14 protein-coding genes are annotated in these 15,120 nt (G+C 67.1%); 3 read left to right on the top strand and 11 right to left on the bottom strand.

The features are described 5' to 3' along the window. The first annotated feature begins 94 nt into the window (after positions 1-94). Positions 95-931: a purine-nucleoside phosphorylase gene (locus tag MJ603_RS09440; RefSeq protein WP_243063459.1), complete on the top strand. Its 837-nt coding sequence runs from the start codon at positions 95-97 to the stop codon at positions 929-931. Next, complete coding sequence (locus MJ603_RS09435) at positions 928-2,664, top strand: phospho-sugar mutase (RefSeq protein WP_243063458.1); 1,737 nt, start codon at positions 928-930, stop codon at positions 2,662-2,664. The genes MJ603_RS09440 and MJ603_RS09435 overlap by 4 nt, the downstream gene beginning before the upstream one ends. 55 nt (positions 2,665-2,719) lie before the next feature. On the opposite strand, the gene MJ603_RS09430 is transcribed toward MJ603_RS09435, so the two are convergent. The 10 genes from MJ603_RS09430 to MJ603_RS09385 form a co-directional block, all read right to left on the bottom strand. After that, on the bottom strand, positions 2,720-2,992 hold the full coding sequence (locus tag MJ603_RS09430; protein WP_243063457.1) for a PTS sugar transporter subunit IIB: 273 nt from the start codon (positions 2,990-2,992) through the stop codon (positions 2,720-2,722). A gap of 69 nt (positions 2,993-3,061) precedes the next feature. Then, a complete protein-coding gene (locus MJ603_RS09425) occupies positions 3,062-3,538 on the bottom strand; it encodes a PTS sugar transporter subunit IIA (protein ID WP_243063456.1) in 477 nt (158 codons plus the stop codon). 106 nt (positions 3,539-3,644) lie between these two features. Next, positions 3,645-4,790, bottom strand: a complete 1,146-nt coding sequence (locus MJ603_RS09420; protein ID WP_243063455.1) for an adenosine deaminase — start codon at positions 4,788-4,790, stop codon at positions 3,645-3,647. A gap of 42 nt (positions 4,791-4,832) precedes the next feature. Next, positions 4,833-6,116, bottom strand: a complete 1,284-nt coding sequence (locus tag MJ603_RS09415; protein WP_243063454.1) for a thymidine phosphorylase — start codon at positions 6,114-6,116, stop codon at positions 4,833-4,835. Then, positions 6,109-6,534, bottom strand: a complete 426-nt coding sequence (locus tag MJ603_RS09410; protein ID WP_243063453.1) for a cytidine deaminase — start codon at positions 6,532-6,534, stop codon at positions 6,109-6,111. The genes MJ603_RS09415 and MJ603_RS09410 overlap by 8 nt, the downstream gene beginning before the upstream one ends. A gap of 65 nt (positions 6,535-6,599) precedes the next feature. Next, complete coding sequence (locus MJ603_RS09405) at positions 6,600-7,895, bottom strand: ABC transporter permease (RefSeq protein ID WP_243063452.1); 1,296 nt, start codon at positions 7,893-7,895, stop codon at positions 6,600-6,602. Then, positions 7,892-9,223, bottom strand: a complete 1,332-nt coding sequence (locus tag MJ603_RS09400; RefSeq protein WP_374230886.1) for an ABC transporter permease — start codon at positions 9,221-9,223, stop codon at positions 7,892-7,894. Before MJ603_RS09400 ends, MJ603_RS09405 begins: the two co-directional genes overlap by 4 nt. Next, positions 9,220-10,791, bottom strand: coding sequence for an ABC transporter ATP-binding protein (locus MJ603_RS09395; protein WP_243063451.1), 1,572 nt, complete (start codon positions 10,789-10,791; stop codon positions 9,220-9,222). The genes MJ603_RS09400 and MJ603_RS09395 overlap by 4 nt, the downstream gene beginning before the upstream one ends. 135 nt (positions 10,792-10,926) lie before the next feature. Then, positions 10,927-12,015 (bottom strand): BMP family protein, encoded by a 1,089-nt coding sequence (locus MJ603_RS09390; RefSeq protein WP_243063450.1) that lies wholly within the window; start codon positions 12,013-12,015, stop codon positions 10,927-10,929. Positions 12,016-12,164: 149 nt separating this feature from the next. Further along, positions 12,165-12,962: an SDR family oxidoreductase gene (locus MJ603_RS09385; RefSeq protein WP_243063449.1), complete on the bottom strand. Its 798-nt coding sequence runs from the start codon at positions 12,960-12,962 to the stop codon at positions 12,165-12,167. Between the two features lie 77 nt (positions 12,963-13,039). On the opposite strand from MJ603_RS09385, the gene MJ603_RS09380 reads away from it, so the two are divergent. Then, the gene (locus tag MJ603_RS09380; protein ID WP_243063448.1) at positions 13,040-13,924 is read left to right on the top strand and encodes a sigma-70 family RNA polymerase sigma factor; all 885 of its coding nucleotides are present in this window, start codon (positions 13,040-13,042) and stop codon (positions 13,922-13,924) included. A 64-nt stretch (positions 13,925-13,988) separates the two neighbouring features. Here MJ603_RS09380 and MJ603_RS09375 read toward each other — a convergent pair whose 3' ends face one another. Beyond that, positions 13,989-15,107, bottom strand: coding sequence for a mannose-1-phosphate guanylyltransferase (locus MJ603_RS09375; protein WP_243063447.1), 1,119 nt, complete (start codon positions 15,105-15,107; stop codon positions 13,989-13,991). Between the last annotated feature and the right edge of the window lie 13 nt (positions 15,108-15,120).

The following is a 15,120-nucleotide window of genomic DNA, read 5'->3' as shown; positions in this document are numbered from 1 at the left end:
CCCGTGCCTGCCGTGTGTTTGCGCCCAGAAGGGCACTTGCTCCAATGAGCGCGGAGGTCCGTCAGACGCCCCGGCGCTGTTTAGAGTGGTTGCCATGGCATCCGAGGACGCACCCAATCCGTTCGATGATCCGGCGGCCGATCCGTTCGAGATCGCGCGTGTCGCGGCCGAGCTGATCGCGCGGCGCAGCGGGGTCGAGCGACACGACATCGCACTCACACTCGGCAGCGGCTGGGGCAGAGCAGCTGACCTGATCGGCGAGACGGTCGCGACGATTCCGGCGACGGACATCCCCGGCTTCAGCCGCTCGGCCGTGCCTGGCCACGTCGGCACCATCAGGTCGGTGCTGCTGCCGAACGGCAAGCATGCCCTGGTACTCGGCGCCCGCACGCACTACTACGAGGGGCACGGTGTTCGGCGAGTCGTGCACGGTGTGCGCACCGCGGCCGCGACCGGGGCATCCGTCATGATCCTCACCAACGGCGCCGGCGGCATCAAGGAGACCTGGGGACCAGGCACACCGGCGCTCATCAGCGATCACATCAACCTGACCGCGGCATCCCCGCTCGAGGGTGCGACGTTCATCGACCTCACAGACCTCTACTCGCAGCGGCTGCGCGATATCGCACACGAGGTGGATGCCTCGCTCGACGAGGGCGTGTACGTGCAGTTCCGTGGCCCGCACTACGAGACGCCGGCCGAGGTGCAGATGGCGAAGACCATCGGTGGCCACATCGTCGGCATGTCGACGGCCCTCGAGGCGATCGCCGCCAGGCAGTCGGGCATGGAGGTGCTCGGCATGTCGCTGATCACGAACCTGGCGGCCGGCATCTCCCCCATTCCCCTGAGCCACTCCGAGGTCATCGAGGCGGGCAAGACCGCCGAGCCGGTGATCAGCGACCTGCTTGCACGCATCGTGGAGCGACTGTGAGCGGCGCCGACCACGCGAAGGCCGACGTCCTCGAGGCCGCCACGGCGTGGATTGCCGACGATCCGGATGCCGAGACCCGCGCCGAACTGCAAGCGATCCTCGATGAGGCGGTCGCCGGGTCGGCCGAAGCCGACGCCGAGCTGCATTCACGATTCGACACTCGTCTCGCATTCGGCACGGCCGGGCTGCGCGGAGAGATCGCCGCGGGACCGAACCGCATGAACCGTGTGCTGGTGGCGCAGGCCGCCGCCGGACTGGCCGCCTACCTGAACGAGCAGGCATCCGCAGGCACGACCCCGTCGGTGGTGATCGGCTACGACGGCCGCAAGAACTCGAAGGTCTTCGCCAGCGACACCGCCGAGCTCATGGCCGGTGCTGGCGTGCGGGCGATCCTGCTGCCGCGGCTGCTGCCGACACCGGTGCTCGCTTTCGCGGTGCGGCACCTCGGCACATCAGCGGGCGTAATGGTCACGGCGAGCCACAACCCCGCGCGTGACAACGGCTACAAGGTGTACCTCGGGGGTGCAGACGAAGGATCGCAGATCGTTCCGCCGGCGGACTCGCAGATCGCCGAGCACATCGAGCGCATCGCCACCGGACGTGTCGCAGACCTTCCCCGATCGGATGCCTACGAGACGGCAGACGAGTCCGTGGTCGACGCGTACGTTGCTGCGACCGCGGCCGTCGCAGGGCCACGTCCGCGTGGTGTCGGGTCTCCTGCCACCCCCGAATTCCGTTTCGTGTACACGGCGATGCACGGCGTCGGCTGGCAGATGGCACGCGCCGTCTTCGCCGCAGCCGGTCTCACCGAACCGCTCTCCGTGTCGCAGCAGCAGGAGCCGGACCCGGACTTCCCGACCGTGTCGTTCCCGAACCCGGAGGAGCCGGGAGCCCTGGACCTCGCCTTCGCACTCGCTCGCGACAGCGGCGCCCAACTCGTCATCGCGAATGATCCCGACGCTGACCGCCTGGCCATCGGCATCCCCGACGACTCGGCCGAGCAGGGGTTCCGGCGCCTGAGCGGCAACGACGTCGGCACTCTGCTCGGGTGGACAGCGGCGGAGCAGGCGGCCGAGGCGGGTCTCGATGGCGTGCTGGCGGCATCCATCGTCTCATCGCCCGCGCTGCGCGCCGTAGCGGATGCCTACGGCCTGCGCTTCGCAGAGACCCTCACCGGATTCAAGTGGGTGAGCCGGGTTCCCGCGCTCCTCTTCGGATACGAGGAGGCCCTGGGGTACCTGGTGAACCCGAAGACGGTGCGCGACAAGGACGGCATCTCCGCCGCGACAGTCGCGCTCGCGCTCGCGGAGCGACTGAGTGCCGATGGGCGCACGATCGCCGATCGGCTCGACGAATTCACGCGGCGGTTCGGCGCATATGCGTCGGATCAGATCTCCCTGCGCGTGACCGACCTCGACCGCATCGGCTTCATCATGGCCGCGCTGCGCGCGCAGCCGCCGGCCGAGGTGGCGGGCATTGCGGTCGAGCGCATCGACGACCTCAGCGCCGGCTCTGCCGACCTGCCGCCGAGCGACGTGCTGCGCATCGTGCTCGCGGACGGATCGCGCGTGATGGTGCGCCCGAGCGGCACAGAACCGAAGCTGAAGATCTACATCGATGCGTTCGACGACTCAGCGGGCGACGTGGAGTCACGCCGTTCCGCGGCGCAGGCGCGCGTCGCCGAGCTCGCCGAGGGCATGCGAGTGCTCACCGCGACCCCGCCGGTCGAGTAACTCGGCCGGAGGTGCCGCGACCTCGCTGGTCGAGTAGCGTGAGGCACCGAGCGAGTCAGCCCAGGGCCTCGTCGAGCTTGCGCTCGAGCTCGTCGGTGTCGAAGTAGTTGTCGATCACGACGATGTCGGCGTTGGTTGCCGGGATGCGCTCGACCAGTTCGGGCGAGGTCAGGATGACCTGGGCATCCGACGCCGTCGTCGCCACGCTCGCCACATCCGACGCGCTCACGTCTGCCGAGATTCCGAGCCGATCGAGCACGCGCTCGGCGTTGAGTTTCAGGATCGCCGACGTCCCGACGCCGGCGCCGCAGATCGCGACGATCTTCATGTGAAGCCTCCTTGGCGGTTCGCAACGGCGAAGCCGCGTGGTCTCGAGATGCTCGGCCCCGGCTGCCGTCTACAGAGCGGGTTGCGCGAGGTCGTCTGCGGCATCCGCGATGCCCAGCACGCGCCACACGTCGACCGCGCTCGTGGCGTTCGCGAGGGCCGGGATCGCCAGCGGGTCGTTGAACACGTTTGCGAGTTCCGCGACCGAGTTGACATGGGCATCCGGGGTCGCGACGGCCAGACCGACGACGACGCTGACCGGATCGTTGTGCGGATGCCCGAACGTCACCGGCGTCGCAAGCGTGACGACCGAGAGGCCGTCGGTCAGCACATCCGGACCGGGCCGTGCGTGCGCGAGCGCCAGGCCAGGCGCGATCACGATGTAGGCGCCGAACTCGTCGACGACCTGGATCATGCGATCCGTGTAGCTGGCACGCGTCGCACCCGATCGACGCAGTGCATTGCCGGCGAATCGCACAGCGGCACGCCAGTCCCCAGCGTGCACACCGAGGTCGATGGCAGCGTCGGGCAACGGCGGAAGCGACATGATCACAAGCGTATCGCCCCGTTGCTTCAAGGCTTGCTGAAAGCGCCCCTGCTGAGGCCGCCTGGGTGCGTGGTTCGCGCTGAGCGAACCTCGCACCCGGCGAATGTCACGCGGCGTCGAAGCCGGCCGACACCGCCTCTGCGAGATCCTCACGGTCTTCGACGGGCAGAAACGTCGACCGCGCCGCATTCAGCTGGAACGTCTCGAGGTCGTCGAGGTCGTAGCCGAAGGCGTCCGCAAGCAGCGAGAGTTCCCTGGTCAGCGTCGTGCTGCTCATCAGCCGGTTGTCGGTGTTGACCGTCACCCGGAATCCGAGCTGGTAGAGCAGGTCGAACGGGTGGTCGAGCAGATCGTCGCCCCACGCCTCGATCGCGCCGGTCTGCAGGTTGGACGACGGGCTCAGCTCGAGCGCGATCTCGCGATCCTTCACCCATTGCGAGAGGCGACCGAGAGAGACGTAGATGTTCTCATCGTCCTGCCGCTCGACCGTGATGTCCTCGGCCAAGCGCACGCCGTGGCCGAGACGGAGCGCGCGACCATCGATGAGCGCGCTCTGGATGCTCGCGAGCCCGTCCGCCTCCCCGGCGTGCACGGTGGACGGGAAGTACTGCTCTGCGAGGTAGTCGAACGCGACACGGTGGTTGCTGGGCGGGAATCCGGCCTCGGCGCCCGCGATGTCGAAGCCGACGACGCCGGCATCCCTGTGCCGGACGGCGAGCTGGGCGATCTCGAGGGCACGATCGGCGTGGCGCATGGCCGTGACGAGCTGGCCGACACGGATGCTCGAGCCGCTCGAGCGCACATCCGCCACGCCCTGCTCCAGGCCGCTCTGCACCGCCTCGACGGTCTGGTCGAGACTCAGTCCTCGGGCGAGGTGCTGCTCGGGCGCCCAGCGGATCTCACCGTAGATCACGCCGTCGGCCGCAAGGTCGAGCACGAACTCGCGTGCGACGCGGGCCAGACCGTCGCGGGTCTGCATGACGGCGGTCGTGACGTCGAACGTCTTCAGGTATTCGACCAGCGAGCCGGAGTTCGACTTCTCGGCGAACCAGTCGGCGAGCGCGTCCGGGTCTGTCTCCGGCAGGTCGAGCCCGATCTCATCGGCGAGTTCGACGATCGTGTCGGGCCGCAACCCGCCGTCGAGGTGATCGTGAAGGGACACCTTGGGAAGGGTCGCGACGTCGACTTCGTCGACGACGTAGGCGGACGTGGTACTCGGAGGTTCTGCGTTGCCGGGTCGGTCTGCGCTCATGAGTCAAGGCTACGGGTTGTGAGAATCACCTGCGAGTGCCTGTCAGCCGACGCGCTCGACGACCAGGGGACCGCGGGCGGGGGCGAAGTCCTCGATGTCCCAGGCGCCCTCGAGTGCCTCGATGGCCCGTTCGAAGCGCACCGGATCATCGGTTGAGAGGGTGAACAGCGGGCCCCCTTCGACGACGGATTCGCCGACCTTGGCATGCAGGTCGATGCCCGCTGCGTGCAGCACGGGATCCTGCTGCCGCGCGCGACCAGCACCGAGGCGCCAGGCCGCGATGCCGAAGGCCAGCGCGTCCTGACGCGACACCACGCCCGACCGCGACGCCGTGACCACGTGAGTCTCGCGCGGGTGCGGCAGCGGGGCATCCGGATCGCCGTCCTGCGCGCGGATGAGCGCACGCCACGAGTCCATCGCCCGGCCCGAGCGGAGCGCCTCCTCGACGTCGACGTCCGGCTGACCGGCAAGGCGCAGCATCTCGCGCGCGAGTGCCACGGTGAGCTCGACGATGTCCGCCGGTCCCCCACCCGCCAGCACCTCGACCGACTCGCGCACCTCGTTCGCGTTGCCGATCGCACGCCCGAGCGGGGCATTCATGTCGGTGAGCAGGGCGGATGTCGCGACTCCGGCATCCTGCCCCAACTCCACCATCGTGCGCGCCAGCTCGCGGGCCTTGTCGAGGTTGCGCATGAACGCGCCGGAGCCGAACTTCACGTCGAGCACGAGGGCGCCCGTGCCCTCCGCGATCTTCTTGCTCATGATGGACGACGCGATGAGCGGGATCGCCTCGACGGTCCCCGTGATGTCGCGCAGCGCGTAGAGCTTCTTGTCCGCCGGTGCGAGACCCGGTCCCGCGGCGCAGATCGCGCCACCGACATCCCGCAGCTGAGCGAAGAGCTGCTCGGTCGTCAGCGCCGCGCGCCAGCCCGAGATGCTCTCCAGCTTGTCGAGCGTTCCACCGGTGTGACCGAGCCCGCGGCCCGACAGCTGAGGCACAGCGACGCCGAAGGATGCCACGAGCGGCACCAGCGGCAGCGTGATCTTGTCGCCGACCCCTCCTGTCGAGTGCTTGTCGACCGTCGGCTTGCCGAGATCCGCGAAGCTCATCCGCTCTCCGCTGGCGATCATCGCGAGCGTGAGGTCGCGGATCTCGCGCCGCGACATCCCGTTCAGCAGCACGGCCATCGCCCACGACGACATCTGTTCGTCAGCCACGTAGCCACGCGTGTAGGCGTCGACGAGCCAGTCGATCTCGGGCGTGGACAGCTCGCCGTGGTCGCGCTTGGTGCGTATGAGGTCGACGGCGTCGAACGATTCAGGCATGAAACTGCTCCAGATCGCGGGGGCCGAAGGCATCCGGCAGCACCTCGTCGATGGTGCGGATGCCCGACACGGTCTCCAGCAGCATGCCGGGCACCGAGTGCTCGTAGAGCAGCTGCCGGCAACGACCGCACGGCATGATCACGTCACCCTCGCCGTTGACGCACGTGAACGCGACGAGCTGACCGCCGCCGGTCATGTGCAGGATCGACACCAGCGAGCACTCGGCGCACAGCGTCAGGCCGTAGCTGGCGTTCTCCACGTTGCAGCCGGACACGATGCGCCCGTCGGTGGCCAGCGCGGCGGCCCCGACCGGATACCGCGAGTAGGGCACGTACGCCCTTCCCATGGCGCTCTCGGCTTCGGAGCGCAGTGCTCCCCAATCGACGTCGCCCGAGAAGGGCGTCGTATCGTCACTCATGAGTCGGTCGCTCCTGTGCGTCTTAGTGGCTGCGCTTCGATATCACGCAGGTCGTGCCGGCATCGTCACGACTTGATGTAGGGCTTGCCGGATGCCGCCGGCCCGCGCACGTATCCCACGAATCCGGCGACCGCGAGGATCGTCACGACGTAGGGCAGCATGAGCAGGAACTCGCTCGGCACGGGAGACCCGACCGCCGCGAGGGTGTACTGCAGGTTGCTGGCGAAGCCGAAGAGCAGCGCGGCGAGCGTCGCTCTGATCGGATCCCATCTGCCGAAGATCACCGCCGCGAGGGCGATATACCCCTGGCCACCCGTCATGTCTTCGCTGAACGACCCGACAGAGCCGAGTGTGAAGTAGGCGCCACCGAGTCCGACGATGGCTCCGGCGAGCGAGACGTTCCAGAAGCGCGTGCCCGTCACGTTGATGCCGACGGTGTCTGCGGCTTGCGGATGCTCGCCCACCGACCGCAGGCGCAGTCCCCAGCGTGTGTGGAACAGCCCGATGTAGACGGCGGCGACCGCGATGTACATCAGGTACACGATGATCGACTGGTCGAACAGCACGGGCCCGATGACCGGGATTGCACTCAGGCCGGGGATCGGGAGGGACGGAAGCAGCGGCGGGTCGTTGAGGAACGACGCATCCTTCGCGAGCACCTGGCTGTAGAAGAAGTTCGTCAGCCCGAGCACGAGCACGTTGATCACGACGCCGACGATCACCTGGTCGACGTAGTACTTGATCGCGAACGCCGCGAGAATGAACGACACGAGCACGCCGGCGACCACGGCGGCGACCAGGCCCAGCCAGACGGATCCGGTCATGCTCGCCACGACGGCGGCGAGGAACGCACCGGCGAGCAACTGACCCTCGATCGCGATGTTGACCACTCCGCTGCGCTCCGAGATCACGCCACCGAGCGCGCCGAAGATGTACGGAACGCTCAGGCTGACGGCCCCGAGCAGCAGGCTGGTGATCGGCAGCGGCCGCGAGTTGTCGCCTGCAGCCCAGGTGAGGAAGGCCACAACGAAGATGAACGCGAAAACGCTCGAGTACCAGAGCGGAACCTTCGCGAACCGCGCGAGCAGCCACCAGCTGAGCGCCGCCATGGCGGCGAGCAGGGTCGTGAGGATCACGCAGGTCAGGGTGGTCGGCACCACGAGCTGAGGGAGGCTCGGCGCGATGCGTCCGCCGGCGAACGTGAATGTGGTGTCTCCGCCGCGGCGGAAGACGATGAAGAGCACGATCGACAGCAGCGCGACGATCGAAAGGGTGATCGGGGTCTTCCAGCTCTTGACGACCGTTTTCTCGAGGACGATCGGCGCGGCATCCGGAATGGTGTGATCGGTGGTGGTGGTCACTTGGCCGTCGCCTCCTCAGCGGTCGCGGTGGGAGCAGGTGTCTTCGTGCGCGGCTTCGATCCCGGCGTCGGCAGCCGGAAGATCGCACGCACCAGCGGCGGCGCCGCGATGAAGAGCACGATCAGCGACTGCACGACGAGCACGATGTCGATCGGGATGTTGTTGGCCGCCTGCATGAGGAATCCGCCGGCCTTGAACGCGCCGAACAGCACACCGGCCACGAAGATGCCGATCGGGCGCGAGCGTCCGAGCAGGGCCACCGTGATGGCGTCGAACCCGATGCCGGCGTCGATGCCCGAGCTGAAGCCTCCGGTCGTCGTGCCGAGCACCTGGTCGACCGCAGCAAGGCCGACCAGGCCGCCACTGATGACGAGAGCCCAGATGATGACCGACTTGACGCTGATGCCGGCGACACGGGCTGCGTTGGGGTTCTCACCGACGGCCCGGAACTTGAACCCGAGACTCGAACGCTCGAGCAGCCACCACACGACGATGGTGGCGGCGATCGAGATCACGAAGCCCCAGTGGAGTTGATACTGCGGACCGAACAACGGCGGAAGAATGGCGTTCGGCAGGATCGCGGGCGACTTCGGGTTGTTGGTTCCGTGCTCTTGGAGAGCGCCGGGCGTGCGGAGCAGGTAGGAGATGAGGTAGAACGCGATCCAGTTGAGCATGATCGTCACGATCACCTCGTGCGCTCCGGTGCGCGCCTTGAGCACACCGGCGATTCCCGCCCAGATCGCTCCGCCGACGAAACCCGCGACGATCGCGACGATGAGGTGCAGCACGGGAGGCAGGTCGAATGACCAGCCGATCCAACCGCAGAACGCGGCCGCGATCAGCATCTGGCCCTGACCGCCGATGTTGAACAGCCCGGTGCGGAAGCCGAGGCCGACACCGAGCCCGGCGACGATCAGCGGAGTGGCGTAGGTGAGCGTATCCGTGAAGGGACGGATGCCGGCCGAGAACGTCGGCCTGCCGAAGTTGTAGATCGCACCCTGGAAGAGGGATGAGTACGCACCGGACACGACGTTCCAGATCGCCTGGAAGGTGTCGCCGGGACGCGAGAAGAAGTATCCGGCCGCCTGCTGCACGCCCGGATCGGTCACCGCGATCAGGATCGCGCCCACGATCAGCGCGAGCACGACGGCGAGGATCGAGATGACGAAGCTGCCGCCGAGGATCTGGCGGAGCGCGTCGTTCCAGCGATTGTCGTTCGGGTCGTCCGGCGGGACCTGGGAGCCGGTCTCCAAGGCGACGTCCGCCGAGCCTGCGGCTTCGGTTCCAGTCTCGGCCGCGGATGCCTGTGCGCCGCTGTCGTCGCTCACGCGGCCTCTCCTCTCGTGCCGGACCGACCTTCGTCATCGTGGGGATCTGGCGCTGGACCGTTGGGGTCGTCGGGCTGCTCGCCGGCCATCATGATGCCGAGTGTCTCGCGATCGGTTCCGCCGGGGACGATGCCCACGATGCCGCCGCGGTACATCACCGCGATGCGGTCGGCCAGGGCGTCGACCTCGTCGAGTTCGGTCGAGACGACGATCACCGGAATGCCGGAGTCGCGCGCCTGCACGATGCGCTTGTGCACGAACTCGATGGAACCGACATCCAGTCCGCGGGTGGGTTGAGCAGCCACCAGCAGACGCAGGTCGCGGCTGAGCTCGCGTGCCAACACGACCTTCTGCTGGTTACCGCCAGACAGCGTGCCCACCGCCGTGTCGATGCTCTGCGTGCGCACATCGAATTCGGAGACCTTCTCGGCGGCGAACGTGGAACGGAAGCCGAGCTGCAGGGTGCCGCCCTTGACGAACGGCGCGCTGTCCGAGCGGTCCAACATGAGGTTCTCGGCGATGGAGAACTCTGCCACGAGTCCGTCTTCGTTGCGGTCCTCAGGGATGAAGCCGACGCCGGCATCCAACACGTTGCGCACGCTCAACCCGGAAAGCGGGTTGCCGTCGAGTTCTATCTCGCCCTCGACGTGTTGCTGGAGACCGAGCAACGCCTCCGTCAACTCGGTCTGACCGTTGCCCTGCACTCCGGCGATGGCGAGGATCTCGCCGGCCCGCACCTCGAAGCTCACGTCGTTCACGACGAGCTGTCCGATGTGATCGATCACGGTGAGCCCGCGCACCTGGAGGGCGGGGTCGCCCGGTCGCGCCGCCTGCTTCTGGACGGTCAGTTCGACGGAGCGGCCGACCATGAGGGACGCCAGCTCGGCGTTGCTTGCGGTGGGCGAGGCTTCCCCCACCACCTTGCCGAGGCGCATGACGGTGATGCGATCGGCGACCTCGCGCACCTCGCGCAGCTTGTGCGTGATGAAGACGATGGCTGTTCCCGCGTCGCGGAGCTGGCGCATGATCGTCATCAGCTCGTCGGTCTCCTGCGGAGTGAGCACGGCGGTCGGCTCGTCGAAGACGAGCACCTTCGCGTCCCGCGACAGTGCCTTGATGATCTCGACCCGCTGCTGCACGCCGACGGGGAGGTCTTCGATCAGTGCGTCGGGATCGACATCGAACCCGAACTGCGCCGAGATCTCGCGCACACGCTTACGCGCTTCGTTCAGATTGAGGAAGCCTGCGAAGCCGGTGCTCTCGTGGCCGAGCATCACGTTCTCGGCGACCGTGAACACCGGGATGAGCATGAAGTGCTGGTGCACCATACCGATGCCGGCCTTCATCGCTTCGCCCGGGCCCTCGAAGTGCTGCACTTCGTCGTCGAGCAGGATCTCGCCCTCGTCTGCCGGCAGCAGCCCGTAGAGCACGTTCATCAGCGTCGACTTGCCTGCGCCGTTCTCGCCGAGGATGCAGTGGATCTCGCCGGGTTCGACGGTGAGCGAGATGTGATCGTTCGCCGTGAGGGAGCCGAATCGCTTCGTGATACCGCGAAGTTCGAGCTTCATAGGGGTCAATCTACCTTTCGGCGTTCTCGTCATTGAGAACGGGATGGAACAGCTCCCTGAGCGAGCGCAGCGAGTCGAAGGGCACGAGCGTGCGCCCTTCGACTCGACTGCGTCTCGCTCAGGAAGCGGGACTTATCAGGACTTCGGCGACGCCGGCGACGTGACCTTGATCGAGCCGTCGATGATGCCTGCCTTGATCTTGTCGATCTCGGAACCGAGGCTCGAGTTCACCTTCGACGCGAAGTCGTGGAACGGGGCGAGTCCGACGCCGTTGTTCTTCAGCGTGCCGACGTAGGGCGTGTTGGAGAACTTGCCGGCCGCCGACTGCTTGATCACGGCGGAGGTCGAAGGCTTGATGCCCTTCATGACCGAAGTGAGCAGGATCGAACGCACCGTCTTGTCCGTGTTGTAGACATCGGCGTCGACACCGATCATCGAGATGCTCTTGCCCGAGGTGTTCGCCTCGTCGATCGCCTGCGCTGCCGACTGGTAGATCGGGCCGCCGACCGGCATGATCACGTCCGCGTTCTGGTCGATGATGCCCTGCGCCACCTGCTTGGCGGTGTCGTTGGCGTCGAATCCGCCGGTGAAGGAGCCCTTCTGGCTGTCGACGTTCCAGCCGACGACCTTGACGTCCTTCTTCTTCTGTTCGTTGTAGTACTTCACGCCATCCACGAAGCCGTCCATGAAGATGGTGACGGTCGGGATCTGCATGCCGCCGAACGTGCCGACGACACCGGTCTTCGAGAAACTCGCGGCGGCGTATCCACCGAGGAACGCGGCCTGCGCCGTGTCGAAGATGATCGGCTTGACGTTCGCCGCGACGATCGAATTGTCGTCGATGATCGCGAAGTCGGTGTCCGTGTTCGCGGCCGCCGCCTTCTTCGTGCCATCGGCCAGGTTGAAGCCGACCGTGATGATCAGGTTGCAGTTCTGATCGATCATGCTGTTGATGTTCGGCGCGTAGTCGCTCGCCGTCTTCGACTCGGCTGTCTTGTAGTTCGTGCCCAAGGACTTCGCGGTCTCGACGAGCCCCTCGTACCCGAGCTGGTTGAACGAGTGGTCGTTGAAACCGCCGTTGTCGGAGACCATGCACGGCAGGAACTTGGATGCGGCCTTCGTCGTCGAACTGCTCGACGGCGCCTGGCCACAGCCCGCCAACAGTGCCAGCGCACTCGCTGCGGCAAGTCCCGCCAGCGCTACCTTGCGAACTTTGGATGTCACGTTGTCCTCCACATTGCAGATCTGCGCGAGCGCGCGAGACGTCGATGAGACGTTACTCAAAGTTACGAACCGGCCGGATCACGGTGCGAAGTTCTTAACGTCGCCGTTACCATCTTGTTTCATTCGAGCATCATGGGACAGCCGGATGCTCAGATGAGCGAAGACGGACTCTCGTCATGAGCTGCCGCCATCAGCTCGCCGACGAACTCGCGCCAGGTGCGCTCCCCTCGCTGAGCACCGCCTGAAGCGAGGTTCTCGCCGGAACGGTACGCGCGGCCGATCCCGCCGGGAAGGCGAATCGGCAGGCTGGGGCGGCGGCGACCGCCTGTCGTCTGCACGTAGGCATCCGTGAGTTGCCGAATGTCGAGCACTTCCGGTCCGGCGATGTCGGCGACCCTCCCCGCCGGAGCATCGAAGGCAATCTCCGTCAGCCGATCGGCGACCTCGTCGACGTGTACCGGCTCGAAACGCAGGCCCCCGGGTACCGGAAGCAGCGGGAGTTTCGCCATTCCGCGCACGACCGGGAGCACGAACTCGTGCAGCTGCGCGGCTCGCAGCACCGTCCACGGCACGCCCGACTCCGCGATCGCCTTCTCTGCCAGCGCTTTGGCACGGAAGTAGCCGATGGGCATCCGATCGGCACCGATCACAGAGATGAGGATGAGGTGCCGCACGCCGGCACTCTTCGCCGCCCTCGCGAGGTTCCCGGCCGCGACATCGTCACCCTTGGCGCCGCCGGCGAGATGCAGGACGACATCGACTCCGTCGAGCGCCTCCGCGAGTCCACTCCCCGCAACGACGTCACCTTCGACATGCTGTATCCCGGGTTCGCTCGCACGAGGATGTCTGGAGAGGATCCTCACTTCGCGTCCTGCTTGGCGGAGCTTCGGCACCACGTGGCTGCCGATGGTTCCCGTTCCGCCCGTCACGAGCAGAGGTGCGTTCATGGTCGTCGTCCTTTCGTGTCACAACCGAGGTCGTTCCCTCGTCGACACACCGACGATCGACACCGAGGAGATGTGACATGACAGACCGAAGGATTCTTGCGCGGCGGTTCGAGACCGAGCGGCCGCGGCTCCGAGCCATCGCCGCTCGGCTGCTTGGCGGGTCAGCAGATGCGGACGACGCCGTGCAGGAGACCTGGCTGCGCCTGGAGCGCGCGGACGTCGATGGCATCGACAACCTGGAGGCATGGCTGACCACCGTCGTCTCCCGCGTAAGCCTTGACGTGCTGCGCTCGCCGCGACGCACCCGCGAGCACTCCTGGCAGGTCGAAGAGTGGCGGGACGAACCTGTCGCTGTCGCGGCGGACCCGGCAGAGCTCACGGCCGAGAGCGATCAGGTGAGCGTTGCGCTCCTGGTGCTTCTGGAGACTCTCAGTCCAGCAGAGCGGATCGCATTCGTCCTGCACGACGTCTTCGGGCGCTCGTTCAACGAGATCGCTGCGGTGCTCGAGCGTTCACCGGAGTCCGCGCGGCAGCTCGCCTCACGTGCGCGCCGGAGGCTACGCGGTGCCGAGGAGCCCGCGCGACCGACTCGTGAACGCGGCCGACGCATCGTCGACGCCTGGCTCGCCGCGGCTCGAGACGGGAACATCGCCGCACTTCTGAACCTGCTCGACGACGGCGCGGTGCTTCGGGCCGACTACGGCACCACGATGCAGTTGGTCGAGGGTGCCCGATCCATCGCCGAGCAGGCGGTGCTGTCAGGCCGCCTCGCCGCGCACTCGACGCCGATCCTCATCGACGGCCTGCCCGGCGTCGCGGCCGTGATGAGCGGCCACGTCGTCTCGATCATGGCCTTCGACATCGACGGCGACCGGATCGTGGGACTCGAGGTGCTCGCCGATCCGAAGCGCCTGGAGGAGTTGGGCGTGCAGAACGTCGTCTCACCTCCGTCGGGCCGGTGAGCCGCAACCCTACGCACCTCGCTGGTCGAGTAGCGGGCGCTATCCGATCAGCGGTGGGTCGCGGCTAGAGCACCTCGGTCGAGCCTGTGAGCCGCAGCGCTTCGACGACGGCCTTGACCCGCTGGGCGTTCTCGCTGGTCGTGACGAGCAGGGCATCGGGCGTGTCGACGATGACCACGTTCTGAATGCCGATCAGGCTGATCACGCGATTGGTCTGGCTGACCACGATGCCGCTGGAGGCATCCGACAGCACTCTGGCGTTCTCGCCGAGAATGGCCAGATCGGATGCCCGCCCTCCGCTGTTCAGCTTGGCCAGCGATGCGAAGTCGCCCACGTCGTCCCACGCGAAATGTCCGGGCACGACGGCGAGTTTTCCGGCGGCGGCGGCGGGCTCGGCGACCGAGTAGTCGATCGCCACCTTCTTGAGCGTGGGCCAGATGCGGTCGACCGCCGGCCCCCTGGCCGCCGGGTCATCCCATGCCTCGGCCAGTTCGAGCAGACCGGCCAGCAGCTTCGGCTCCGACTTGCCGATCGCTTCGAGCAGCACGGACGCCTTCGCGATGAACATGCTGGCGTTCCAAAGGTAGTCGCCGCTCGACAGATACCCGGTCGCGGTCTCCAGGTCGGGCTTCTCGACGAACGACGTCACGCGCTTGGCCGATCGCGCGCTCTCGATGTCGAGCTGCTCGCCGACGTGGATGTACCCGAAGCCGACGGCGGGCTCGGTCGGCTGGATGCCGATCGTGGTGATGTAACCGGCGCGCGCTGCAGAAACCGCCTCGATGACGGCCGCGCGGAACAGCGGCTCGCTGCCGATCACGTGATCCGCGGCGAACGAGCCGATGATCACGCCCGGTTCACGACGCTCGAGGATGGCGGCGGCGAGGCCGATGGCGGCCGTCGAGTCGCGCGGCTCGCTCTCGAGCACGACGTTCGCGTCGGCGAGAGCAGGGATCTGACTCTCCACTGCCGCGCGATGCGCACGCCCCGTGACGACCATGACGCGCTGAGGCCCTGCCAGCGGCGAGAGGCGATTCCAGGTGGCCCGTAGCAGGGTCGAACCCGATCCGGTGAGGTCGTGCAGAAACTTCGGCGCATCCGCTCGGGAGAGAGGCCAGAGTCTGGACCCCACCCCGCCGGCAGGGATGACGCAATAGAAATCCCGCAGGGGCAATACGCTCATGCCCCTCAGGATA

It is taken from the genome of Humibacter sp. RRB41 (assembly GCF_022761015.1).
Taxonomy (GTDB): Bacteria; Actinomycetota; Actinomycetes; order Actinomycetales; family Microbacteriaceae; genus Humibacter.
This window is presented reverse-complemented; position numbering and strand designations above follow the sequence as displayed.